We start from the raw sequence: 23,419 nt of genomic DNA, 5'->3' as shown, positions 1-23,419 counted from the left end.
CGCCTTCCCGGGCGGTACCTCAGCCGCGCGGGAGCACCGTCGACAGGACGCCCGGCAGCGGATACCAGTCCGAGGACACGATGCTGGCGTTGCCGCGCGCGAGCAGGGCGACGCGGTCCCGCGCCTGGGCCTCGGTGGGGTTCACGGAGTCGATGGCCGGTGCGACGTTGTGGGCGTCGGACATGACGACGAGATAGCGCCGGTCGGCGTACCACTTGGTGTCGATGGTGCCGCCCGTGTACGTGGACGCGTCGCCGTCGAACAGCACGAACCAGGGCCGGATCGCCGCGTCCGCGTACCGCCCGCGCGGGTCGCCCGCCTCGGCGCCGAGCACGGCGGGGAAGGCCGCGGCCTCACCGAGGCGACCGGCCGCGGCGAGGTCGCGCAGGTGCGTGGCGTACTCGCGGTCGGTCCACAGGGTGTCGGCGGGGTTGTTCTGCTCGACGGTGCCGGGGATGAGCTCGACGATGAACTTCCCCGCCAGGGCGCTCCGCTGGGGCCAGCCGTCGCTGCGTACGGCCTCGTCGAGGGTGGCGTGGTCCCCGGTGAGCTGGCCCGGGCGGTAGACGGCGTCGCCGAGCTTGTTCTTGAGGAGGGCGTCGAGATCGGCGGGGCCGCGCCCGTTCCTCCCCTGGAACCCGTCCTTCAGCTCGACCTTGACCAGGATGGGCCGGTGGCCGGGGTGGGCGTCGTGCCAGGCCTTCATGTCGGCGAGGCAGCCGGTGAGGCTCTGGTTGCGCGGCTTGGTGCGCAATTCGGCCGGACTCGCGGCGTTCTCGCAGTTGTTGTCGTTCCCGACCGGATTGCTGTGCGAGACCCGCCATCCGCTCCCGAACACATTGGTCCACACGTCGAGTTCGAGCATTCCGGCACCGGAGTCGAGCGCGTCGGCGAAGTACGGGTACTTCGACTTCTCGTAGGCGTTGTGGACGCCGACGCCGGTGGTGGACGCGTACGGCGACTGCGGCGCCGGATCGTCGGCGGCGAGGGCGGTGCCGCTCGCGGAGCCCGTGCCCCCGAACGCCAGTGCGCCCGCCGCCGCGACGGCCATGGCAAGGCCTGTCCCAGTACGTGCCCTCATGTCAGCCGTCCCCTCCACCGCTCCGGTCAAGTCCAGCGAAACGTATGGGAGTTGAGTGTCGGAAGGGAAGACGGCGACTTACGGGCGGGGAGACGGGCAGGGAGAGATATCCAGCCGTGCGGCGGCGTGAGGGAGGGCGGGGGTCGTGGCGTGTCCGCTACCGTCTGCGCCCGTTATGGATCAACGTACGAGAGATCCACACGCCCGTGGAAACTGATCGCCGCCGTAGAAGCAGCAGTGGAAACTGATCACCCCCCGTAGAAGCAGAAAGGGATCAGCCGCCATGCCCCTCACCCTCTCCCGCGTCTCCCGCACCCGTCTCGCCGTGACCGCGGCCGCCACCGCGGTCCTCGCCGTCGGCGCCCCGGCCGCGTACGCCTCGCTCGACACCGACACCGACACGCGCGCGCACGGCACGACCACCACGTCACAGGTGTCCCGCGGCGAGGCGTACACCGAGACCCGGCTGCTCTTCGGGACCGAACGTCCCGACGGGGGGCCCGATGTGACCGACAAGCAGTTCATGAAGTTCATCGACGACGAGGTGACGCCGTCGTTCCCCGACGGGCTCACGGTGCAGGACGGTCGCGGCCAGTGGCGGGACTCGAACGGCAAGATCGAGCGTGAGCGTTCGTACGAGCTGATCCTGCTGTATCCGACCTCGCAGGCGCACAAGCGCGACGCCCTGATCGAGGAGATCCGCGAGGACTACGTGAAGGAGTACGCGCAGGATTCGGTGGCGCGCCTCGACGACCGGCTGCGCGTGGACTTCTGACGCGTGGACCTCTGACGCCTGGCCTGGATGGTCACGCCACCGCGGTGAGCTCCGCAAGCAGCGCGTCGAGGCGCTCCGCGTGCCGCCGCGGCAGGCGCCCCGTGTCGTCGACGTGCACGGCGCAGGCGGTCGTGGTGTCGACGAGGCGTTCGAGGGTGGCCGCCACCTCCTCCGAGCCCGCGGAGTGCCGCGCCAGGGTGGGGAGTTCGGCGGCCGCCAGGTCGATCGCGGCGCGGGCCTCGGCCAGCGTCCGGTAGGCCTCGCGCCGCAGGGCCCAGCGGGCGGCGCGGTGGTCGGCTCCTGCGGGCCCGCCGTCACCCGCGCCGCTCAGGACGTGGCGCAGATACGCCTGCGCGGACTCACGGGCGGCCGAGAGCCGGTCCTGTACGCGGCCGCCGCGCTGCACCGGCCACGGCAGATGCCCGACGAGCAGGACGATCCCGCAGGCGAGCAGCGTCTCGCCGATCCGCCCCCAGGAGGCCTGCGGCTCCCCGCCCACCATGACGAGGGCGAGCACGAGGACGGTGACGACGGCCGTCTGGGCGGCGAAGTGCCGGGTGGCGACGGGGATCAGCGCACCGCACACGGCGACGACGGCCACGAGTCCGGCGGGCCGTGGCAGCAGGGCGGCGAGCCCCGCGAAGAGGACGGCACCCAGGACGGTGCCGAGGGCGCGGCACAGGACGCGCGAGGCCAGCGGCCCGAGGTCGGGCTTGACCAGGAAGACGGCGGTGGCGGGCAGCCAGTACCAGTGCGGGTGGTGCAGGGCCTGCGCGACGGCCGCGCTGGCCCCGAAGCAGAGCGCGACGCGCACGCCGTACTCGCGCCCGCCGGGACCTGCCGCCGCGCGCAGTACGTCGACAGGGCCGCGCCGGGGGCCGTGCGGGGGCTTCGCGGTGCCGCTGTCGAAGGCTTCGGCGGCGTGCAGCAGCGCGTCGTCGAGGGCGCGGAGCCCGGCGCCGGAGCGGGCGGGCGCGGGCAGCGGTCCGCAGGGGACGGAGTCGCGGACGGCGGCCGCGAGGCGGCGCGGCCCCTCTCCCACCCGCTCCGGCAGCGGCTCACCGGCCCAGGCGAGCGCGGTCGCCGCCTCGCCGAGCGGCAGGGCGGCGAGGTACTGCGCGTGCAGCCGCCGCTCGGCGGCCGAGCCGGCGTGCCGGCGCAGGCGTGGCCCGGAGAGGGCGTCCTGTGCCTGGTCGAGGGCGGCGGTGAGGGCCGCGCGGCAGGAGGTGGACCGGGAGGTACCGGCGGAGTCGAGAAGCGCGGCGACGGCTTCGTAGACGGCGCTGACGGCGGCGCGTTCGCCGTCCAGGCGATCGAGGCGGTAGGGCGGCATGGCGGGCCTGCCGCCCCTGGGGCCGGCACCGGTCCACCCCTTGCCGGGCGAGGACGAGGGCGAGGGCGAGGGCAGCACGAGCCGCAGCAGGATCAGCCACCCGGCCCCGGCGAGGAAGAACAGCGCCCGCTGCCACCCGGGCTCGGGCAGCGGCATCCCGGCCCCGATGGCGGCGGCGACGAGCAGTTGCGTGCCGCTGGAGGAGGCGACGGGCCCGACGGCGCTGAAGGCACCGGCGAACAGTCCGAGCAAGGCGAACAGGAGGGGCAGGACGGGCGCCCCTCCGGCCGACGCACCGACGTACGCCCCGAAGGCCAGTCCGCCCGCCCCGGCGAGCGCGGGCACCCCGATCCGCCGCACGGCGACGCGCTGGCTCCCCGGCCGGTCGTTGATCCCGGCCAGCATGGCCCCGAGCGCGGCCACGACTCCCACGGACACCCGTCCGGCGACCATGCCCGCGCACAGCAACGGCCCCGCGGCCAGCGCACCCCGCACCACGGAGTGCCACGGCACGGGCCCACGCTGCGTACGCAGGGCATGACCGAGCCAAGGCGGAAGAGAAGCGGAAGCTGCGCGCGGGGTCACCGGGCTCACCGTGTTCCTGTCGTCGTCGGGTACGGGTACGTGCCGCCGGACGACTTCGGCCTGGGCTGTGATCAACGGTAAACGGTCTTGCTGGGGAGGAAGGGGCCTGAGTATTTCCGTGATGTGACGTTTTCGCGGACATCAGGGCTGGTCGGCATCGGGGGACGCGGGACGCCCTGACCGGCGGGCTGTGCGACGCCCCGCCCCGGCCGCTTCCTGAGCACCTCCACCAGGGCGGAGACGCTGTGATCGCGGCGGCCGTCGGCGACCGCGCGCCGCAGCAGTTCGTTCATGGGCTCGTGCCAGGAGAGGTCGACGCCCGCCTCCGCGCGTCCGGAGCTCGTAGCCCCCGCTCCGGCGGGGCGGAGAGCTCGCCCGCATCGACAATTCACTGGCAAGCGAGAGCACCAGCCCCGCAGGCTGACGCGCATGAACCACACAGACACCGACACCGACACCAATACCGGCACCGATACCGCCGCCACCATCACCACAGCACCGCCCACCCGCCAGATCCGCGCCCTGCACACGGAGTCGACCGTCACCGTCTACCAGGCGTACGCCCCCGGGCTCGGCGAGCCGGCGGCCCGCACCGGCCGCTTCCCCGACGCATGGAAGCGGGATCGCATGACGTGGATCATGCCGCGCTCATAGCCTTTTTCCATCGGTCCGCAGCCTCCCGAGCCTCGCGCCAGCCTGCCACGTAGTCGACGCCGGGCACCCACAGACCGAAGTCCGCGCCCGCGACGCCGAGACCATCACTCAGCCCGCCCTCACCCGCGCCAGTCACCCTGTCCGCCTCTTCCTTGATCTAGGTAACGGATCGTCAATTTCCTTAGTCCGAGGCAGAAACGCAGCGCAGCGGCCCCGGTACCATCAGGCACCGGGGACCGCTGCGTCCCCTGCCGGGCCACCCTTCGCTTTCCACGGCTGACGGGGTGGCCCGGTTTCGGTCTTCAGTTGTGAGGCGCGGCCCCTCAATCGGGAGGGGAGCCCCCGGAGTCATCCGAGAGGCCGCGCCCCTTGGCCGGAGCGGTCAGACTCCAGCCGATGACCGAGCCGCCGCCCGCACTCCCGATCGCGTGGGAGCTTGCAGGGGAGGACGACGGCTCGGCGATCTCTACGACGGGCTAGTGATGAGGTCGAGGTCGAAGCGGCACCACACGGTCTTGCCGCCGTCATCCCCCGGTGACCACCACACGGCATCCGCGAGACGCTGAACGATCAGCAGGCCGCGTCCACGGTCCGGCAGCAATGCCTCGCTGAAATCACCGGCCAATTCGGGGGAGATGAACTCACCCACGGGAAGATCAGGGGGTGTTGAGTCTTCGTCCACGACACCGATGAACAGCCAGTTCGGCCACATCTTCAGCAGGACGTCGACACGCCGCGAGCCACCGGGCTGGGACAGGCAATTGTCTGGCACCGCGTGATGCACCACGTTGCCCACCAGCTCGGAGACAACAAGCCGAGCATCCTCAGACCAGCGGCCGAGCCCCCACCCCTGAAGCGTCGCCGTCGTCATGTCGCGCGCGGCACGCACGGTATCCGCCGACTCGGCGAAGAAGGTCAGCGCCCTGAAGTGCCCCGAAGCCAAAGCCGGAGCCACCTCACGCGGACGGGCCACCGCCGGAGTTCTCGCTGTGTGTTTGCTCTGCCGAGCGTCCACCGCGTTCCTCCCGATTCCCGGCGAGCCCTTTAACCCGCCTCCATGTGCCGAACAGTGAACGGCGTGGGGCGTTCATTAGGGAGCGTTCGCCAGGGGGTTCACGTGAACACCGGTAAAGAGGAAGGGGGTTCACCCATGAACCCCCCTGGTGTCAGCGGCCTGTGCCACGATGAACACAAGCCGTCAATCTCGGGTTGGCAGGGGAGCATGAGCCGAGAGCCGAACGCGCAATTGATCTCCGTAATGGACGAGGCCAAAGTCTCGAACAAGGGCCTCGCCAAGCGCATGCGTGATCTTGCGCAGGAGCGCGGTACTGATCTCGGGACGACGCACGTTGCGGTACAGCGATGGCGAGCAGGATCCGGCATCCATCCGCGATCTGCCGCAATCATGGCGGATGCGCTCAGCGCCAAACTCGGCCGACGGATCACCGCGGCGGACCTCGGATTCGCCGATCGATCCGAACAGGCCACCCCTCTGGACGTCGGGTACCAACAGTCGTTACCCGATGCGCTGATCATGCTCGACAGCCTCGCCCAGGAGCGTCCGGAGTCGACGACCGGCGACGGGCTGATCGTGGCCGACGGGGACCTTAGTGCAGCCGTCCTGTCCTGGATGATCGCGCGACCCGATGGCGTCCAGGCCGACAGGCCCGCATCCCCGCGAGTCGGCATGCGCGACGTACGAGCTGTCCGAACCGCCGCCGACATGTTCATGCGACTGGACTTCCTCTACGGCGGAGGCCACGGCCACAAAGCCCTGCGGCACTACTTCCGCCACGAGGTCCTGCCGCTGCTCAGCGCCAGCTACAGCGAGAGGGTCGGCAACTCCCTCCTCGGAGCAGCGGCCGAGATCTCGCAGCTACTCGCATGGACGGCCTACGACACCGGCAACCACCAGCTCTCGCACCGCTACCTGGTCTCCACACTCCGCCTGACGAAGGTGGTCGACGACCGGATGTTCGGCGCCCGCATCCTGTCCAACCTCAGCCACCAAGCGAACTACCTCGGCAACCATGCCCAAGCGATCCAACTCGCCCGCGCCGGAGTCGAGGGCGCCCACGGCAAGGCCACACCGCGCGCCATGGCTCTGTTCTCCGCGATGGAGGCCCGCGCCCTGTCCAACGCCGGGGACCCCATCGGCGCGGGTCGAGCCATGAACGAGGCCGAGCGATCCTTCGAGCATGCCGACACAGCCGAAGACCCCGAATGGCTCGGTTACTTCGACGACGCCGAACTCATGGGCGAGTTCTGCCATTGCTTCCGAGACCTCAGACAGCGCCGTGAAGCCGTCACGCACGCGCAGCGGGCCGTGAACAACACCGATCCGCAGTACGCCCGCACCCTCGGTTTCTGCCGCATGGTGCTCGCCCAGAGCCAGCTGCTGAACGGCGAGTTGGAAGCCGCCGTCACCACCGCCAGCTTGGCAGTCGACGGTGGCGACACCCTCCAGTCCGCCCGCTTCCAGCGCTACGTGACCGATTTCCAGCATGAGGTGAGTGACCACTACACGAACCCCACCGTCGCCGTGTTCAACGAGAAGGTGCGGGACGCGGTTGCCCGCCTGGACGACGAGTAGCCGCTACCACGGCCGCCAGTCCCGAGGCCCGTCATCGTTCCGCAGTCCGGCGATACGGCGCCGGTACTCGGCAGCCGTCTCCTCGTCCTCAGCGACGTTCTGCATGAGCCACGTCGTCATGTGGAATTCCTGAATCCCGCGGACCGTGTCGTAGCCGTGCCAGTCATAGAGATCCCGCCCGTACGCGGCCACGAAGTCGGCGTACTGCGCGTCGGTCTGCCACCCGAGGCTGTGATGCTCCACGGACGTCACCATGAGATCCCATTCAGGATGATCGAAGGCGAAGCTCTCAAAGTCGATCAGGATCACCTGTCCTTGATCGTCGACCATGAGGTTCTGCACGTGAGCGTCACCGTGCACCGGCCCCTTGGCCGACTCGAACCGCAGCTCCTCGTACTTGTCCCGTAGTTCACGATCCCGCTTCCGCAGGAACTCGATGTCGTCCTGCGGCACACCGACCGGCCGTTCGAGCCGCAGCTCCGTCTTGCCGAAGACGCTGTACGGAGGCAGATCCAAGCCGTCCGGCAACGTCATCGAGTGCAGATCCCGCAGGATCCCACCCAGCTCCCCATAGGTCGCCTTCCGATCGCCCTCGACGATCAGATGCCAGAGGGTCACTGGGTGCCCGTCTATCAGCAACGGCTGCTCCAGGTCATCGACGACCCGTGCGGCCGGGAAACCCTCCTCTGCCAGCCAGCGCGACACCGCCACCTCATTGCGCGACATCGGCAGATACTCAACAGACCGCGCGATACGCACGATCACCGGCACGGACGCCAGCCGGAAGAGCGCGTTCTCTCCGAGACGGATCAACTCCGCCCCTCTGTCGTCGAGTCCCGCAGCCCGGCATGCAGCAGCCATCACCCGCACCGCACTCGCCGACGTGAACCCCTCGCCCGATCCCCGAGCAGCGTCAACCGCCATGCCCGTACCAGCTCCCCTAGTCGCGCGCGATCAACCAGCGCACGCTCACGGGTGACCAACCCGACGCGCGCCCGACACGACATCGACCGTACCCAGGTTTGCTCTGCTGCACCGGGCTTGGTGTCCCTTGCCCTGCTACCTAGTCGTCGGTGGTGATGGGCACACCCACACCTTCCCAGGACGCGATGACAGCTCGATGTTCCTCACCGTCCTCGCCGTAACGGCTGGCTGCTGCTGCCACAGTGCGGCGGGCCCAGTCGGTGAACTTGAGATCCTTGCGCCCTTCCTCGCCCACGAGCGCATCCCACCAAATGCGTCCGGCACGTTCCCAGGCGTAGCCGCCTAGGTCGACAGCCAATAGGTAGAAGGAGTGGTTGGGGATACCACTGTTGATGTGGACACCGCCGTTGTCTCGTCCCGTGCGCACGTAGCCATCCATGTGGGCGGGCTGTGAATCCTTACCGAGTAGGTCGTCGTCGTACGCACTGCCCGGTTCCCTTAACGAGCGCAGACCGATGCCGGTCCTTTCCGGCATGAGGAGTCCGCGACCGAAAACCCAGTCTGTTTCCGCAGCGAGGTGAGCGTATCGGTGCTGTTTAACCAGTAGACCGAACACGTCGCAGAACGACTCATTGAGAGCTCCGGACTCTCCGAAATAGCCGAATGACTGTACCTCGTCGAGGCTGTGCCAGACCGTGTGCGCGATCAGGTCGAGGGACTGACTGAACCGCCCGAAGGTCTCTTCGTCTCCATCCCCGACAATCACCTGTTCACCGTCCCACCAGGCATTGTTTTCTTTGACGGCATAATGAACTACCGCGCACAAAGGCTTAGGCAGGAGCTGATCCCGTTCCAGGACGGTCTTGCAATAGTCAGTAATGGCCGCCAGCGCTTCGTAGGTTTCATCGACGGCAGCGTCGCCGGTCGCGGAATCTCCCGTGGTACGGGCTACAACGAACTCACTCTTCCGATTCTTCGCGTCGTAAATGACCTGCAGAGTTCCGGATTTCACTGTGCGGGCGGCTGACCGAGGCTTAGGTGGACGTGAGGTCGACTGGGAGCTCTCGGACACCTGCCAGATTTCGGTGCCCATGACGGCAATTCGCTCCTGCAGCGACAGTGGGATCACACCCGTGCGGAACTTGGGAGACAACGCGAGACGTCCTGCTGCGGTGTACGGACCATTGAGACGCTGCGTCGTCTCGCGTATCTGTTCAGGCGAGACCTTAGCTATCTTGCCGAGCTCTTTGATGGCTCCCAATAGCCAGTTCACTGGTTCTCTCAACAGCTGGTCGCGCACATACTCATCGATCGTGTCGTCGGCTAGCGCAGGAATGATCTCCAGAGCCTCGTACCCTCGATGCACAGACTCGAACGAGGCACTGTTTCGCCTCCGTGCGATGGCCTCGCCATGAGCATCCCAGGCCACCCGAGGTAGTGCTGGTGCGGCCCAGTGTCCGGTCATGCGGAAGTAGACCACGGCCGCGCTGTCTCGGGTCAGTTCGGCGTAAACGAGACGCGCTGCAGTTCGAACACTAGTGTGCCCTCGCCACCACGCCCCTCCTGCGGTGCCGAGCCCGGCGCCCGCTGTACCCACGATGGCGGCCAACAACCCACTGTCCATCTCCACATCGTGATGGCATCGCTCTCATCGGCCAATCGCACTCCGAGCGTAGTTCTCCTATCTCCAGCACTTGTTCAGGTAGACGTTTGCTGATTCACCCGCAGCCGCACCGCTAGGCTCCTGCAACGGTGTTTCCAGATCCACCACCGACAGTAAGTTTGCCCCGCGCTCAACCCCAGCTCTAGCGAAGGGAGTTGCCAGGCGATGTCGTTGAACAGGACGTACGAGACACGCCCTACAGGCAAAGCCGGTCGACTAGGGCGTGGCCCCGGCTACCACTCGGGCCAAGGCGGCTGCGGGGGTTCACGAGGGCGCAGACGTTGTTGTTCACGATCCACGGCCGAGTCGTCACACGCCACGACCGGGCGGACCCTCACGTTGTTCACGCTGGGGCCGAAGCCGCAACCGGTGGGAGCGTCAGCGTGGTGACATCCATGTTCGGGGTGCAGCCACCCGTTGCTCAGATCTCCTCTTTGGAGAGTGCTTCCTACTGCGGTGGGTCGTCAACGGAACGGCCATCGATTTCTCTCAAGAGACGCTCGATCTCCTCCACCTCTTCCGGAGTTCGTGCCGTGTCGGCACGCTCCATTAGTACGTGATGCGGTTCTCGAAGTCTCGCAGTAATTGCCTTCTGAGCTCGCGAATTTCCATAGTGTCGGCACGCATTCCCCTAGTGGCCTGACGGTCCGTCCAGAGCGCCATCACGAGCGGGACTGATCCAACTGCTAGGAAACCCGTCATGGTCGCCCACCAGCAGTACGTAGCCCACAGCTCTTGGGGCCCCCTTGAGGGATCAGCGAGCCAGGTCAGCGCCGCCGCCTCCGCTGGGAGGAGCACGCCGATTGCGATCGCCCAAGCAGCACTGGCAAAGTTCTTGATCTTTGCGTCGCGATCGGGTGGGGCCAACTTCAGACTTTCCATGGCCGCTTGAAGTTGGGCGACGGTAGCCCCCTCGCCTACGGCAGCAATCGTCCGGCGGTGATCAGCAACCATGTCTTGGAGCTCTCGGGACCTCTGAGCGAAGGCCTTTGCGAGCTGGTGTTGCTCGACGACACCCACTAGCCAAAGCACGGGTACGACGGCCGCCACTGTGGCCGCGTACGACTCGGTCATCTGCATTGCGACAGTCTGCTCTAGGAAGTGAGCATTGTCCTGACCGTCCGCCTTCCCCGCGTCACTTGAGGGTCTCCGATTGCGCTCGGGGGCGAAAGAATCACACTCAGTCTGGACGCCGGCCCAAGGAGCCGTCGGGGGTCAAGTTCCACTCACGTGTCGGGCCTGCTCGCCGCGGATCTGTTCGGCCTCGCGCTGCTCCTCCTGCTCGATCCACGTGCGCGTGCGCGCGCGTCCTACTGTCCCGGGACGAGGGCTGCCTCACTCCGGTCCGCATGGCGAATCTTCCGCGGTAACTACTCCGAGTGCCGAGCCGCCGGATTTCTCCCTCTGGTCAGCCATTGCCATTGCCACGAGTAGCAATCTGTCTCTATGGAACACAGGCCGGTGTGAATCCGGCCTGCCCCACAAATGGTTTGTGAGCACGGCTTGACATGGATCAAGCCGTCCTTCCTGTGGATGATGTACCGCTGCGGCTGGGCCACGAAGGAGGGGCAGGAGACCGTCCTGGCGGTGGAGATCACCCGCGAGGGCTTCGAGTGGGCCCTTCGCCGTGCTTGCCTCTCGCACTACGCCCACGGGGTGCACGCCGACCAGGCCGCCTGGAAGCGGGAGTTGAAGCAGGCCCCGACCCGGGTCCAGTGGGACCCGGAGCGCGACCTGCACCTGAACCCCCTCCCGCACCGCTCCCTCCAGCTGGGCCTGACGGGCGACGCCGCGCGTCGCTACGCCGACGAGTGGACGGTCTCGATCACGGACGTCACCGAGCGGGCCAGGGCCATCCACGCCCTCGTACGCGAGAACGACCTCACGGCCGCCGAGAGCCTCCTCCCCGAGGAGCGCCCCTATCCGGCGGGGGACGATCTGCTGGCTCATCTCGCGGGTGCCTCCGCCAAACATTACGATGAGCGTAGGCTTTAACCCTGCGTAGGTGGTAATGATGACGAAGAGGACGGCGGTCGGCCTTCCGCCCGAGCTGGCCCGCAGGACGAACCTCGTCCTGCGCCCCAAGGACGCCGCCGACGTCTACGCCCACCCCCGCCCCGAGATGGCGCGCCTCGTCAAGAACGGGGCAGCGCGGCGTCTGGCCACCGGCTATTACCTCCTCGTACCCGGCCGTCATCTCGGCGACGACACCTGGCGCCCCGACCTCCACGCGGTGGGTCTCGGCATCGGGCAGGCCGACTACGGCCAGGACGGTGCGGCTCTGATGGGCGTCGGCGCCGCCCGCCAGTTCGGGGCCGTTCCGCGCGAGATCGCCGTCACGTTCATCGCCGTGCCCAAGCAGCGCCCGCCGCTGGAGACGGATGTCGGGCAGGTCGTCTTCGTCCGCAGGGACATGACCGTCCTCGACCTGGAGCGGATCGAGACCGAGGTGACTCCCGGGTGGGTGACCACACCTGAGCAGACCCTGCTGGACCTCGCCGCCCGCCCTGCGCTGGGCGGCCTGCCGCCCGACGCGATCACCGAAGCACTCCGCGCGCTCTGGCTGCGCGCCGACACCGATCTGCTGACCGAGCTGGCGGCCGGGCAGCGCAAGACGGCCGCGCTGAAGCGGGCGCGGCACCTGATCGAGGGGGACCCGGATGCTGGACCGAACTGATCTCGCGCGCATCGGCGCGGAGTACGATGCCGCCGAGCAGCAGGTGCGGCGCGACCACCTGATCAGCCATGTGCTGTGGGCACTGGCCTCGCTGGATCTGCCGGTCGTGTTCTTCGGAGGTACGGCACTCTCGCGTACGCACCTCACGACGGCGGCGGCCGGCGGCCGGCTGTCCGAGGACATCGACCTCTTCACGGACGACCGCCCGGCGGTCGCCGAAGCCCTCGACTCCCGCATCCCCCGCTCGCTCCGGCGTGAGTTCCCGCGTTCGCAGTGGGAGCCCGCGCTCACCGGTGTCCGCGGGGTGGATCCCGCCCAGCTGGTGACCGGCGACGGCCTGCGTCTGCGCGTCCAGCTCCTCGACACGAACACCGGCCACTCCGACTGGAAGCGCTGGCCCACCGAGCGGCGCGGTGTCGAGCTGCGCTACCGCGACGTCCCAGGCCCCGCCACACTGCGGGTTCCGACGCTGGCGGCGTTCGTCGCCATGAAGGTATCCGCGTACTGCGACCGCCACGCACCCCGCGACCTCTTCGACCTGGCGGCACTGGCACGTTCGGGCTCGTTCAGCGCCGAGGCGGCGGAACTCGTGCGCATGGCGACGGGCACGGCTCCCGCGCCGCACATGTTCAGCGCGCTGCCGGACATGGACTGGGAGCCCCAACTCGCCCACCAGACGGGCCATCTCCCCTCCGCGCGGGAGTGCCTCGACACGGTCAGGAACGCCTTCGCGAAGGCACTCGCCTGGCCGAAGCCGTACGACCCGTTCGCCTGACGCCCGAACGTTGCAGGGCCACGACGTCCGGGGCGGTGACGGGCGGGCCTCCTGGCGGTCAGGACCCGATCATCCCCGCCACCGCCCCCACCGGATCCACATCCGCCTCCCCCTCCGGCCACCACTCGTCCCGCCCCGCCTCGCTCCGGTACGGGTACCAGCGGCCGTCTCTCCCGTATCGCAGTTGCAGGGAGCCGGAGGCGTTCGTGAGGTGGTTGTGGTGGATCGTCATGCGGGGGAGGTCTGCCGTGATCAGGGCGCCTCTCGCTCGGTCGAAGGGGCCCGCCGGGGGGTCCCAGGGGGATTCCAGGACTGACAGGCCCTCCTCTCCGCCCTGGCGCCAGGCCGCTGCCGCGCGGGCGAGGTCCGTGGGGGTGCGGTCCACCGACCTTGCCAGTTCGGCGAATTGACGGCTGAAGCTGCGGCGGCCCGTCAGGCCTGGGTGCGATGCCGCCAGGCGGACCGCGTCGTGCCAGGGGTCGGCCGTGGAGAAGGGGTCCGCGCCGGTGGTCAAGTACGCGTGGGCCCGGTTCGCCGTGTCCGTGGCCAGGAACTCCAGGGATGTGGGGTTGGGGGCGCCCGGGAGGGAGGGCAGGAGTGGCGGTTCGCCCGGGTGCGGCGGCGGTGCGAGTGGGGGTGGCAGCGGTGGGCGGTACTCCGTGGCCAGGACGTCTCGGGCCAGGGTGCCGGGGAGCGCCTCGGCGGTCTCGCCCTGTGCCGTGGCGGACTGTTCGCGGGCCGCCTGGTGTGCGTTGCGCTGGGCCAGTTCGTCGAGGAGCGCCTGTTCGTCTCCGCCTCGCAGGAGGAGGAGTACGAAGGGGTCCGCGTCCAGCAGCCTGGCCGTCTGGTAGGTGAGCGCTGCCGCGTGCTTGCAGGGGCGGCCGTGGTCCGGGCAAGTGCAGGACGGGACCAAGTCGCCCGGTCCGGGGAGCAGTTGGACCCCGGCTCGTTCCGCAGCGTCCACCAGCGCGTGCGGCATGTCCTTGTCCAGGAGCGCCGCGATGTGGGCGGGTTCCGTGGCCACCGCGTCCAGGAAGTTGTCCCAGTCCTCCGGTGTGAGCGTGCGCATGCGGATCTCTGCGCGGTAGGGGCGGGGGCGACTGCCGTGTACGTACGCCACGATGCGGCCCGGCGCGACCGTGATCGTGTCGACGTGGCCCTCACGGGCGTAGGCCCGCCCCCGCGCGAGGCGACCCGCGTCGAGCGATGTCCCCTCCAACGCGCCGATCCACGCGTTGCCCCACCAGGAGGTCGCGAACGGCGCCTGGGGGTTGGGGTGTTGAGGAAGTGGAGGGAAGACGCGGCTGGCGCCCCGGCCCGCGGGGGTCATTCCGGTTCGGCTGGCGCCCCGGCCCGCGGGGGGCATACCGGTGCGGCCGGCGCCGCCCGAGCCGCGTCCCCCGCCCCTCACGACACCCTCCGCAACGACACCAGGTCCGCCAGCTCCACATCCGTGAGTTCCGTCAGTGCCGCCTCGCCGCCGCCGAGCACCGCGTCCGCCAACGCCTGCTTCGCCGCCAGGAGTTCGGCGATGCGGTCCTCCACCGTGCCCTCCGCGATGAGGCGGTGGACCTGGACCGGCTGCGTCTGGCCGATGCGGTAGGCGCGGTCCGTGGCCTGCTCCTCCACCGCCGGGTTCCACCAGCGGTCGTAGTGGATGACGTGGCCCGCCCGGGTGAGGTTCAGGCCCGTGCCCGCCGCCTTCAGGGAGAGGAGGAATACCGGGGCCTCACCCGACTGGAAGCGGTCCACCATCTCCTCCCTGCGCGGAACCGGCGTACCCCCGTGCAGGAGTTGGGTGCCGATGCCGCGCCGCGACAGGTGCGACTCGAGGAGGCGTGCCATCTCCACGTACTGCGTGAAGATCAGGACCGCGCCGTCCTCCGCCAGGATCGTGTCCAGGAGTTCGTCGAGGAGTTCGAGTTTCCCCGAGCGCGAGCGGCCCGCGCGCGTCGTGATCTCGCCGTCCTTCAAGTACTGCGCCGGGTGGTTGCAGATCTGCTTCAGCGCCATGAGGAGCTTCATGACCAGACCCCTGCGCGCGATGCCCTCCGAGGCCTCGATGCGGGCGAGCGTCTCGCGTACGACCGCCTCGTAGAGCGACGCCTGTTCGCGGGTGAGCGTGACCGGGTGGTCCGTCTCCGTCTTCGGGGGGAGTTCCGGGGCGATGCCCGGGTCGGACTTCTTGCGGCGCAGGAGGAAGGGGCGGACCAGGCGGGCGAGGCGCTCCATCGCCTCGTCGTTCTCCGCGAACTCGCCGCCCTCCACCAGGCGGGCGTGGCGTGCGCGGAACGACTTGAGCGGGCCGAGCAGGCCCGGCGTCGTCCAGTCCAGCAAGGCCCAGAGTTCGGAGAGGTTGTTCTCGACCGGGGTGCCGGTGAGCGCCACCCTCGCCTGGGAGGGGATCGTGCGCAGCGCCTTCGCCGTCGCCGCGTGCGGGTTCTTGACGTGCTGCGCCTCGTCCGCCACCACCAGACCCCAGGCCTGGCCCGCCAGTTCGGACGCACTCGTACGCATCGTTCCGTACGTCGTCAGGACGAAGCCGCCCTTCAGGTCGCCGTCGAGGCTTCGGCCCGTGCCGTGGAAGCGGCGCACCGGCACCCCTGGCGCGAACCGCTCGATCTCCCGCTGCCAGTTGCCGAGCAGCGACGCCGGGCAGACCACCAGGGTCGGCTCGGGGCGGGCCCGGTGCAGATGGAGGGCGATCAGGGTGACCGTCTTGCCGAGGCCCATGTCGTCGGCGAGGCAGCCGCCCAGGCCCAGCGATGTCATGCGGTCGAGCCAGGCCAGGCCCCGGAGCTGGTAGTCGCGGAGGGTCGCCGCGAGAGCGGGGGGCTGGGCCACCGGGCGCAGGTCGTCGGTCAGGCGTTCCCGCATCCTGGCCAGGGCGCCGACCGGCACCGCCTCGACCCGCTCGCCCTCCACCTCCGCCGCCCCGGTCAGCGCGACGGACAGCGCGTCCACCGGGTCCAGGAGGCCCAGATCCCGCTTGCGCGCCTTGCGTACGAGTTCGGGGTCGACCAAGACCCATTGGTCACGGAGGCGCACGACCGGGCGGTGCGCCTCCGCCAGGATGTCCATCTCCGCCTCGGTGAGGGGGCCACCGGCCCCCTCACCTTCGCCTTCGCCTTTACCGTCGCCGGGTCCCAGCGCCAGCTGCCAGCGGAATTCCAGCAGTTGCTCGGTCTTGAAGAAGTCGAAGTTGTCGGCCGCCGTGCCGGGCGCGGGGCGTACGACGGCCGTCGCGGTCAGCCCGCGGGTCAGCTCCCTGGGCCAGTGCACGGCCACGCCCGCCGCGCCGAGCCTGGTCGCCGCCGTGCCGAGGAGTTCGTACAACTCCCCCTCACTCAGCGGCAGTACGTCGGGTCGCGGGCGCTCAAGGAGGCGGGTCAGCGGCGGCCATACGCGGGCCGCGCGGCGCACCGCGAGCAGCGTGTCGACGCGGGCGCGGGGGCCGAAGTGGTCGGCGCCTGCCCAGAGTTGGGACGCGTCCGCCACGAGGGTGGGGTCGGCGAGGCTGTGCACCTGGACTACGGCCGCCGCCGGGCTCGCCACGCTCTCGCGGGGGCCGCCCGCCTGACCGCGGGAGTCAGCATCAGACACATCAGGTACCTCGGGTGCATCGGCCGACGCACCGTCGAACACCTCGTGCGCCTGCAGGTCGAGCCGCAGCGACACCCGCACCCCCGCGTCCATCCCGGCCGCCACCTCCGCGGCCCACTCCCGCGCAGCCGGCAGCCGCTGCGGCTCCCGCGCCGCGAAGGGCGCGCCGACCGCGTGCGCCGCCGCGGGCGTACGCGGCAGGGTGTCCACCACCGCGTCGACGAAGGCCCTGACGAGGGCGAGCGGCTCGGGGAGCAGGAGGGGCTTGCTGCCGGGCAGCGGTACGGCGTGCGCCTCGGCCGGCAGCGCGGCGGCGATCGCCCGCAGCTGCGTGACGTCGGCGGCGTCCAGCGGACCGGCCCGCCACGCGTCCAGGTCGCCGCCGGTCAGGCCGGGCAGCAGCCTGCCCCGCGCGGCCAGGTGCAGGGCGTGCCGGGCCGCGGCGGCCCAGCACGCCACGGCGGGGTGCGCGGGCCCGGGGCGCAGCAGGAGCGCGGCGGCCTCGGCCACCGGCAGGATCAGTGCGGGGACGGTACGCGTGCGGACGCCCTTGCCGTGGGGGCGCACGACGGCGATCTCCCCCTCGACGGCACCGGGCACCCCGCGCGCGCCGGTGGGCACGCCGTCGCCTGCCGACCCGCGTCCACCTGGCACCCCGCGGGCGCCGGGGCGCTCACCCTCGCTGGGCAGCTCACCCCCGCTGCGGAGCTCACCCTCGCCGGGGAGCGCACCCTCGCCGGGCACTCCGCATCCGCCGGGAAGCTGCCCCTCGCCGAGCACCCCGCGCCCGCCGGAAAGCTCACCCTCGCCGGGCACCCCGCGCCCGCGCTGAAGCTGCCCCTCCCCGGGCAGCTCACCCCCGCTGCGGAGCTCACCCTCACCGGGGAGCACACCCTCGCCGGGGAGCGCACCCTCGCCGGGCACTCCGCATCCGCCGGGAAGCTGCCCCTCGCCGGGCACCCCGCGCCCGCGCTGAAGCTGACCCTCGCCGGGGAGCTCACCCTCACCGGGGAGCTCACCCTCTCCGGGCACCCCGCGGCCTCCGGGAAGCTGCCCCTCGCCGGGCACCCCGCGTCCGCCGGAGAGCTCACCCTCGCCGAGCACCCCGCGCCCGCGCGGAAGCTGACCCTCGCTGGGCAGCTCACCCCCGCTGCGGAGCTCACCCTCGCCGGGGAGCGCACCCTCGCCCGGCACCCCGCGGCCTCCGGGAAGCTGACCCTCGCCGGGCACCCCGCGCCCGCGCGGAAGCTCACCCTCCCCGGGCAGCTCGCCCCCGCCGGGCACCCCGCGTCCGCCGGAAAGCTCACCCCCGCCGGGCACCCCGCGCCCGCCGGAAAGCTCACCCTCCCCCGGAGACTCGCCCTCACCAGGGAGTTTCCCCTCCGGCGCCCAGAACGCGACCCGCCCCTCCCTCGGCACCTCGGCCGGTAGGAAGACGGCGGCACAGGAGCGGACGAGCTCGGAGCGTACGGGCTCGCCGACCCGCCCGGCAGAAGGCGCGGCGGCGGCGACGCCGACGACTGCAGCCCTAGCCGTAGCCCTAGCCGTAGCCGCGGAAGCCCCCACCATCACGTTCACCACCTCGCTCACCCTCAGTCACCCGCACGTCATTCCCGCACGCCACCCTAGGCCAGCCGCCGCCAGGTGAGCGCTGGTAGGAAACTTTCCTAACAATAGTTCGTCCGAAGTTATTGACGCGCACATGACGCATCGACAAGATGCCTGCGAATGGCCTCCGCACCGTTCACGGCCCCCCACGCCGATCTAGGAGACGGACATGCCACCCACCCCCCGCGCCATGAACTCCCGTACGAACAAAGCCCGTTGGGCCATCCCCCTGGCAGCGGGCGCCTCGCTCGCGCTCGTCGGTGGGACCCTCCTCTGGTCCCCGGCCGACGAGGCCGACGCCGCGCCGAGCGGCAAGGACACGAAAGCGGCCTTCACCGCGGTGGCCGCCGGAGACATCGCCGAGCAGTGCACCTCGGGCGACAGCGGCTGCGCCCACCCCAAGACCGCCGCGCTCGTCAAGCAGCTCAACCCGTCCTTCGTGATGACCATGGGCGACAACCAGTACGACGACGCGCGGCTCCAGGACTTCGAGGACTACTACGACACCAGCTGGGGCGCGTTCAAGGACAAGACGCGCCCGGTGCCGGGCAACCACGAGACGTACGACCCGGAAGGCGCCCTGGAGGGCTACAAGTCCTACTTCGGCAGCGTCGCCTACCCCAAGGGCGAGAGCTACTACAGCTACGACAAGGACAACTGGCACTTCATCGCCCTCGACTCCAACAGCTTCGACGACAAGGCGCAGATCGACTGGCTCAAGGCCGACCTCGCCGCCAACTCCAAGAAGTGCGTGGCCGCTTACTGGCACCACCCCCTTTTCTCCTCGGGCGAGCACGGCAACGACCCGGTCAGCAGGCCCGTCTGGAAACTCCTGTACGCCAACAAGGCCGAGCTGGTCATGAACGGCCACGACCACCACTACGAGCGGTTCGCGCCCCAGAACCCGGACGGCAAGGCCGACGCCAACGGCATCGTCGAGCTGCTCGGCGGCATGGGCGGCGCCAACCCGTACAAGATCGAGGAAGTCCAGCCCAACAGCCAGAAGCGGATCACCAAGACGTACGGCGTGGTGAAGCTGAACTTCACCGACACCGGCTTCTCCTGGAACCTCGTCGGCACGGACGGCGCGACGAAGGACAGCAGCCCGTCCTACAACTGCCGCTGAGTCGCCGAGATGTATCTGGCGTCAACGGACGCGGTCGCGAAGGCCAAAGCCGAGGCCAAAGCCAAGGCCGAGCCCAAGTCCAAGTCCATTGCCAAAACCAAGGCCAGGCGCCGCCGCGTCGCAGGGCCCGTCCTCGCCCTCGGCGCGGTCAGCCTGGTCACCGACATCTCCTCCGAGATGGTCACGGCAGTCCTTCCGCTCTACTTCGTGCTCCAACTCGGCCTCTCTCCGCTCCAGTTCGGATTCCTGGACGGCCTCTACAACGGCGTGACCGCGTTCGTACGACTCCTCGGCGGGTACGCCGCCGACCGCGGCGGGCGGCACAAGCTCGTCGCCGGCGGCGGCTACGCCCTCTCCGCGCTCTCCCGGCTCGGCCTGCTCCTCGCGGGCGGCGCCACGGCCGGGATCGGCGCTGCGCTCGCCGCTGACCGCATCGGCAAGGGCGTACGGACCGCGCCGCGCGACGCGCTCATCTCGCTCAGCAGCCCGCCGGACGCCCTCGGCAAGGCGTTCGGCGTGCACCGCGCGATGGACACGACGGGCGCACTGCTCGGGCCGCTCGTCGCGTTCGCACTGCTCTGGGCGACGGCGGACGCGTACGACGCCGTGTTCGTGGTCAGCTTCTGCTTCGGGCTGCTCGGAGTCCTGATGCTGATCGCGTTCGTGCCGGGTCGGGAAAGCCTCCCGGCGCCGCCCGCAGAGAAGAGGGGCGGCCCAACAGGCATCCGCCTCAAGGCACTTGACCTCCTCCGCGTCCCCGCTTTCCGGCGCATCCTCTGCGCCGCTTCCCTCCTCGGCGCCGCCACCATCGGCGACGCCTTCCTCTACCTGCTCCTCCAGCGGCGGCTCGACTTCGCGGTGAGCTGGTTCCCGCTCCTTCCGCTGGGCGCCGCCGCGGTCTATCTGCTGCTCGCGGTGCCCGCCGGGCGCATCGCCGACCGCTCGGGCCGCCGCGTCCCCTTCCTGGCCGGGCATGTGGCGCTGCTCGGCGGATACGTCCTGCTGCTCTCCCCCGCCGACGGCTGGGCCCTGCTCATCGGCGTACTCCTGCTCCTCGGCATCTTCTACGCGGCCACCGACGGCGTCCTGATGGCGCTCGCCACGCCGGTGCTTCCCCAGGGGCGGCGGGCCAGCGGCATGGCGGTCCTCCAGACGGGCCAGGCGCTGGCCCGCCTCGTCGCGGCCGCCGGGTTCGGCGCGGCCTGGACGCTGTGGGGCATCGGCCCCGCGCTGACCTGCGCGGCGCTCGCGCTGACGGCGGCACTGGCGGGGGCGACGGCGCTCCTCCCCCGCCACGAAAGGCAGACATGACCCAGAACACCGCACCCTCAAGGCTCTCCCTGCGCGCCCGCGTCATCGCCGTGGCCGCGGCCGCCGCCGTCCTCGCGACAGTGGCCGTCGCCTACACCCTGCGCGCAGCCGACCGGGCCGAACCGACCGCCGCCACCTCGGAGTTCGCACTCGACGCGGGTCACCTGTACTTCCGCAACACGGAAGCGGGCGCGGGAACGGGTGCCAGCGCAGGATCGGGCGCGGGCCGCGTGGCCCGGACCGGCAGCGCACTCGGCCAAGGCCGCCGCACCACGGGCGGCCCCTCCTGCGAGCGGTTCTACGCCGCCGCGGACACCGCGCTCTGCCTCCAGCGCCGCCCGGGAATCCCGCCCAAGTCGTACGCAGTCGTCCTCGACCGGCAGTTGCGCGAGAAGCGCCGCATCGCACTGACCGGCATCCCCAACCGGGCCCGGGTCTCGGCGTCGGGCCGGATGCTGTCCTGGACGATGTTCGCGACGGGGGACTCGTACGCGGGCTCCTCCTTCTCCACCCGCACCTCGATCCTGGACACCCGCACGGGCTACTTGATCAAGAACATGGAGGAGATCCCCCTCACCCTCGACGGCCGCCGCTACCACTCCCCCGACGTCAACTACTGGGGCGTCACCTTCGCCGAGGGCGACAACCGCTTCTACGCGACCGTCTCGACCAAGGGCAAGACGTACCTGGTCCAGGGCGACATGAAGAAGTGGGCGGCCCGAACCCTGCGCACGAACGTGGAGTGCCCCTCGCTCTCCCCCGACAACACACGCCTGGCGTTCAAGAAGCGCGTACGAAAGGGGAGTTCGGACCCCTGGCGCCTGTACGTCCTCGACCTGCGCACGATGCGCGAACGCCCCCTCGCCGAGACCCGCAACGTCGACGACCAGGCCGCATGGCTGGACGACGACACCGTGGCGTACGCCCTGCCGGGCGCGGAGGGCAGGAAGCAGGACATCTGGACGACGCGGGCGGACGGGAAGGGGGCGCCGAACTTGACGGTACGAGGCGGGACTTCACCGGCGGCAGTGCGCTGATACGCCCACGGCAGTGCGCTGACACCCCCGCAGCGGCACCCCGGGCGGCACCCCGGGCGGAAATCGGATGCACACCACCGCCCGCCTGCCGCAGGATCGGCCCCATGACCACCACTCACCGCACCGTCGTGCCCACCCTCTTCCCGCCGCCCGGATACGCCCACGCCGCCCTCGTCGAGGCCGGCACCAAGCTCGCCTTCATGGCGGGCTCGGTGCCGCTCGACCCCGAGGGGAATCTCGTCGGGGAGGGGGACGTGGTCCGCCAGACCGAGCAGGTCATCGCCAACCTCGACGAGGCCCTGCGCGCGATCGGCAGCGACCTGACGCAGGTGGTGGCCAGCACGGTGTACGTCGTGAGCGACGAGCCCGGCCCGCTGAGCGAGGCATGGGAGGTCGTCCGCGCCTCCGACCTGCTCGCGAAGGGCCCGCACACCTCGACACTCCTTGGCACGACATGCCTCGGCTACACCGGCCAGCTGGTGGAGATCACCGCCACGGCCGTGGTTCCGGAGTAGCGGCGACTGTGGTCCCGGAGTGACCAAGGCCGTGCCCCCGCAGCGACTCAGCCCCGCGCCCTGCTCGCAAGCCCCAGCGCGTACTGCGGCCACCACTGCCCCGCCCTCGGCCCGCCCCGGCAGGTTCCGTCGGACTCGCCGGGCCGCTTGATCCACAGGTAGGCGTCGAGCGCGGGGTCGCCGGTGGCGCTGGTGGGCGGGGTGCCGAGGGCGCGGCCCGGCGGGTTGCACCAGGCCTCCTCGCCGCCGCCCGTGTAGGGGCCGTTGCCGTTACGGCTGCTGTCGACGACGAAGTGCTTGGCGCCGCCGAGCGCTCTGGCCAGGCGGTGCCCGTACTCCGAACTCACCGCGTTCGTCTGGTAGTTGGACACGTTGATGGCGAAGCCGTCGGCCCCCGCGATCCCGGCCTGCCGCAGCGGGGCCACAAGCCGGTTCTCGGCGGGGATCCAGCCGGCGTTGCCCGCGTCGAGATAGACCTTGGTGTGCGGGCGCGCCTTGATCCGCTCGACGGCGTAGGCGAGGAGCCCGTACCGCTCGCGGGCGTCGGCCTTCGCGCAGCCCGCGATCTTCTGCGCCACGGCGTCCGGTTCGACGATGACGTACGCGGCGCGCTCCCCGATGCCCGCGGCGAACTCGTCGATCCACCCCCGGTACTCCGCCGCGGTCGCGGCCCCACCTCCGGAGTAGTCACCGCAGTCGCGGTGCGGGATGAAGTACGCGACGAGCACCGCGGTGCGCCGCTGCGCGGTCGCCGCTTCCGTGGCCGCGCGGACCACGGGACCGGGCCCCGGACCGTGCAGCCAGACGGCCTGGGGGCGTCCCGCGATGCGTTCGACGAGGCGGGCGTCAGCGGTCCTGCCCTGCCGTCGCCATGCGGTGACCTGGTGGGCGGCGGCGCTGTCCGGGTCGACCCAGAAGGTGGGCCCCGGGGCATCACTCCTCGCGTGTGCAGCGGCGTACGCGGTGCTGTCGGCCGCACCCTGGGACACCGCGCCGGACGCCGCCGCGCCCAGGAGCAGCGCGGCGGCGAAGACCCGGGCAAGGCGGGGACGACCGAGGCGGGGACGGGCGATGCGGGGACGGCCACGCTCAGGTGATCGGAAGGGCGGCTGCGACACCGGGCACCTCCAGTTGCTCGGCACCGGACGGTCCCGGCGCG

Annotated in this window: 20 protein-coding genes and 1 pseudogene; 11 read left to right on the top strand and 10 right to left on the bottom strand. The window is 70.4% G+C overall.

Annotation, left to right across the window (positions count from 1 at the left end; translation table 11 throughout):
* Positions 1-19 precede the first annotated feature (19 nt).
* Entirely contained in the window at positions 20-1,081 is a 1,062-nt protein-coding gene (locus tag M4V62_RS31415) for a phosphatidylinositol-specific phospholipase C domain-containing protein (RefSeq protein WP_249590567.1), read from the bottom strand.
* Positions 1,082-1,364: 283 nt separating this feature from the next.
* On the opposite strand from M4V62_RS31415, the gene M4V62_RS31410 reads away from it, so the two are divergent.
* On the top strand, positions 1,365-1,856 hold the full coding sequence (locus M4V62_RS31410) for a DUF3574 domain-containing protein (RefSeq protein WP_249590566.1): 492 nt from the start codon (positions 1,365-1,367) through the stop codon (positions 1,854-1,856).
* 31 nt (positions 1,857-1,887) lie between these two features.
* Here the strand turns inward: M4V62_RS31410 and M4V62_RS31405 are convergent, their stop codons facing one another.
* Together M4V62_RS31405 and M4V62_RS31400 are read right to left on the bottom strand one after the other, a co-directional pair.
* A complete protein-coding gene (locus tag M4V62_RS31405; RefSeq protein ID WP_425575312.1) occupies positions 1,888-3,702 on the bottom strand; it encodes an FUSC family protein in 1,815 nt (604 codons plus the stop codon).
* Positions 3,703-3,845: 143 nt separating this feature from the next.
* Complete coding sequence (locus M4V62_RS31400) at positions 3,846-4,067, bottom strand: hypothetical protein (protein WP_249590565.1); 222 nt, start codon at positions 4,065-4,067, stop codon at positions 3,846-3,848.
* Between the two features lie 136 nt (positions 4,068-4,203).
* Between M4V62_RS31400 and M4V62_RS31395 the strand changes: the two are divergent.
* Positions 4,204-4,419, top strand: a pseudogene (locus M4V62_RS31395) (DUF4291 family protein); the annotation flags it as partial.
* Between the two features lie 475 nt (positions 4,420-4,894).
* Here M4V62_RS31395 and M4V62_RS31390 read toward each other — a convergent pair.
* Complete coding sequence (locus tag M4V62_RS31390; RefSeq protein ID WP_425575311.1) at positions 4,895-5,443, bottom strand: ATP-binding protein; 549 nt, start codon at positions 5,441-5,443, stop codon at positions 4,895-4,897.
* Positions 5,444-5,650: 207 nt separating this feature from the next.
* On the opposite strand from M4V62_RS31390, the gene M4V62_RS31385 reads away from it, so the two are divergent.
* Positions 5,651-7,021 (top strand): NsdA family TPR-like regulatory protein, encoded by a 1,371-nt coding sequence (locus M4V62_RS31385; protein WP_249593086.1) that lies wholly within the window; start codon positions 5,651-5,653, stop codon positions 7,019-7,021.
* Between the two features lie 3 nt (positions 7,022-7,024).
* Here M4V62_RS31385 and M4V62_RS31380 read toward each other — a convergent pair whose 3' ends face one another.
* The 3 genes from M4V62_RS31380 to M4V62_RS31370 all read right to left on the bottom strand — a co-directional run bounded on the left by M4V62_RS31380 (position 7,025) and on the right by M4V62_RS31370 (position 10,688).
* Positions 7,025-7,945, bottom strand: coding sequence for a phosphotransferase enzyme family protein (locus tag M4V62_RS31380; RefSeq protein ID WP_249590564.1), 921 nt, complete (start codon positions 7,943-7,945; stop codon positions 7,025-7,027).
* A gap of 139 nt (positions 7,946-8,084) precedes the next feature.
* Positions 8,085-9,569 (bottom strand): M4 family metallopeptidase, encoded by a 1,485-nt coding sequence (locus tag M4V62_RS31375; RefSeq protein ID WP_249590563.1) that lies wholly within the window; start codon positions 9,567-9,569, stop codon positions 8,085-8,087.
* Between the two features lie 588 nt (positions 9,570-10,157).
* Positions 10,158-10,688: a hypothetical protein gene (locus M4V62_RS31370; protein ID WP_249590562.1), complete on the bottom strand. Its 531-nt coding sequence runs from the start codon at positions 10,686-10,688 to the stop codon at positions 10,158-10,160.
* Positions 10,689-11,093: 405 nt separating this feature from the next.
* On the opposite strand from M4V62_RS31370, the gene M4V62_RS31365 reads away from it, so the two are divergent.
* From M4V62_RS31365 to M4V62_RS31355, 3 genes are read left to right on the top strand one after another with little or no spacing between them, the layout of a single operon-like run.
* Positions 11,094-11,603: a DUF4291 domain-containing protein gene (locus tag M4V62_RS31365; protein WP_249590561.1), complete on the top strand. Its 510-nt coding sequence runs from the start codon at positions 11,094-11,096 to the stop codon at positions 11,601-11,603.
* A gap of 19 nt (positions 11,604-11,622) precedes the next feature.
* A complete protein-coding gene (locus M4V62_RS31360) occupies positions 11,623-12,285 on the top strand; it encodes a type IV toxin-antitoxin system AbiEi family antitoxin domain-containing protein (RefSeq protein ID WP_249590560.1) in 663 nt (220 codons plus the stop codon).
* Positions 12,269-13,060, top strand: a complete 792-nt coding sequence (locus M4V62_RS31355) for a nucleotidyl transferase AbiEii/AbiGii toxin family protein (RefSeq protein WP_249590559.1) — start codon at positions 12,269-12,271, stop codon at positions 13,058-13,060. Before M4V62_RS31360 ends, M4V62_RS31355 begins: the two co-directional genes overlap by 17 nt.
* 58 nt (positions 13,061-13,118) lie before the next feature.
* Here the strand turns inward: M4V62_RS31355 and M4V62_RS31350 are convergent, their stop codons facing one another.
* Together M4V62_RS31350 and M4V62_RS31345 are read right to left on the bottom strand one after the other, a co-directional pair.
* On the bottom strand, positions 13,119-14,426 hold the full coding sequence (locus tag M4V62_RS31350) for an SWIM zinc finger family protein (RefSeq protein ID WP_425575314.1): 1,308 nt from the start codon (positions 14,424-14,426) through the stop codon (positions 13,119-13,121).
* Positions 14,427-14,467: 41 nt separating this feature from the next.
* Positions 14,468-17,317, bottom strand: coding sequence for a DEAD/DEAH box helicase (locus M4V62_RS31345; protein WP_249590557.1), 2,850 nt, complete (start codon positions 17,315-17,317; stop codon positions 14,468-14,470).
* On the opposite strand from M4V62_RS31345, the gene M4V62_RS31340 reads away from it, so the two are divergent.
* The 5 genes from M4V62_RS31340 (at position 17,219) to M4V62_RS31320 (ending at position 22,260) form a co-directional block, all read left to right on the top strand.
* Entirely contained in the window at positions 17,219-18,094 is an 876-nt protein-coding gene (locus tag M4V62_RS31340) for a hypothetical protein (RefSeq protein ID WP_249590556.1), read from the top strand. The genes M4V62_RS31345 and M4V62_RS31340 overlap by 99 nt on opposite strands.
* A 346-nt stretch (positions 18,095-18,440) precedes the next feature.
* Positions 18,441-19,397 (top strand): metallophosphoesterase family protein, encoded by a 957-nt coding sequence (locus M4V62_RS31335; protein WP_249590555.1) that lies wholly within the window; start codon positions 18,441-18,443, stop codon positions 19,395-19,397.
* A 9-nt stretch (positions 19,398-19,406) separates the two neighbouring features.
* Positions 19,407-20,708, top strand: coding sequence for an MFS transporter (locus M4V62_RS31330; protein WP_249590554.1), 1,302 nt, complete (start codon positions 19,407-19,409; stop codon positions 20,706-20,708).
* Positions 20,705-21,745, top strand: coding sequence for a TolB family protein (locus M4V62_RS31325; RefSeq protein WP_249590553.1), 1,041 nt, complete (start codon positions 20,705-20,707; stop codon positions 21,743-21,745). The genes M4V62_RS31330 and M4V62_RS31325 overlap by 4 nt, the downstream gene beginning before the upstream one ends.
* A gap of 104 nt (positions 21,746-21,849) precedes the next feature.
* Complete coding sequence (locus M4V62_RS31320; RefSeq protein ID WP_249590552.1) at positions 21,850-22,260, top strand: RidA family protein; 411 nt, start codon at positions 21,850-21,852, stop codon at positions 22,258-22,260.
* A gap of 47 nt (positions 22,261-22,307) precedes the next feature.
* Here the strand turns inward: M4V62_RS31320 and M4V62_RS31315 are convergent, their stop codons facing one another.
* Positions 22,308-23,378, bottom strand: a complete 1,071-nt coding sequence (locus M4V62_RS31315) for a glycoside hydrolase family 6 protein (RefSeq protein WP_249590551.1) — start codon at positions 23,376-23,378, stop codon at positions 22,308-22,310.
* Positions 23,379-23,419 lie beyond the last annotated feature (41 nt).

The sequence above is a fragment of the Streptomyces durmitorensis genome (assembly GCF_023498005.1).
Taxonomy (GTDB): Bacteria; Actinomycetota; Actinomycetes; order Streptomycetales; family Streptomycetaceae; genus Streptomyces; species Streptomyces durmitorensis.
This window is presented reverse-complemented; position numbering and strand designations above follow the sequence as displayed.

Excerpts from the sequence above, each read along its gene's own strand:
- M4V62_RS31415 (WP_249590567.1), bottom strand. The coding sequence starts at position 1,081 with ATGAGGGCACGTACTGGGACAGGCCTTGCCATGGCCGTCGCGGCGGCG.
- M4V62_RS31410 (WP_249590566.1), top strand. The coding sequence starts at position 1,365 with ATGCCCCTCACCCTCTCCCGCGTCTCCCGCACCCGTCTCGCCGTGACC.
- M4V62_RS31400 (WP_249590565.1), bottom strand. The coding sequence starts at position 4,067 with ATGAACGAACTGCTGCGGCGCGCGGTCGCCGACGGCCGCCGCGATCAC.
- M4V62_RS31385 (WP_249593086.1), top strand. The coding sequence starts at position 5,651 with ATGAGCCGAGAGCCGAACGCGCAATTGATCTCCGTAATGGACGAGGCC.
- M4V62_RS31380 (WP_249590564.1), bottom strand. The coding sequence starts at position 7,945 with ATGGCGGTTGACGCTGCTCGGGGATCGGGCGAGGGGTTCACGTCGGCG.
- M4V62_RS31375 (WP_249590563.1), bottom strand. The coding sequence starts at position 9,569 with ATGGACAGTGGGTTGTTGGCCGCCATCGTGGGTACAGCGGGCGCCGGG.
- M4V62_RS31370 (WP_249590562.1), bottom strand. The coding sequence starts at position 10,688 with ATGCAGATGACCGAGTCGTACGCGGCCACAGTGGCGGCCGTCGTACCC.
- M4V62_RS31365 (WP_249590561.1), top strand. The coding sequence starts at position 11,094 with ATGGTTTGTGAGCACGGCTTGACATGGATCAAGCCGTCCTTCCTGTGG.
- M4V62_RS31360 (WP_249590560.1), top strand. The coding sequence starts at position 11,623 with ATGACGAAGAGGACGGCGGTCGGCCTTCCGCCCGAGCTGGCCCGCAGG.
- M4V62_RS31355 (WP_249590559.1), top strand. The coding sequence starts at position 12,269 with ATGCTGGACCGAACTGATCTCGCGCGCATCGGCGCGGAGTACGATGCC.
- M4V62_RS31350 (WP_425575314.1), bottom strand. The coding sequence starts at position 14,426 with ATGCCCCCCGCGGGCCGGGGCGCCAGCCGAACCGGAATGACCCCCGCG.
- M4V62_RS31335 (WP_249590555.1), top strand. The coding sequence starts at position 18,441 with ATGCCACCCACCCCCCGCGCCATGAACTCCCGTACGAACAAAGCCCGT.
- M4V62_RS31330 (WP_249590554.1), top strand. The coding sequence starts at position 19,407 with ATGTATCTGGCGTCAACGGACGCGGTCGCGAAGGCCAAAGCCGAGGCC.
- M4V62_RS31325 (WP_249590553.1), top strand. The coding sequence starts at position 20,705 with ATGACCCAGAACACCGCACCCTCAAGGCTCTCCCTGCGCGCCCGCGTC.
- M4V62_RS31320 (WP_249590552.1), top strand. The coding sequence starts at position 21,850 with ATGACCACCACTCACCGCACCGTCGTGCCCACCCTCTTCCCGCCGCCC.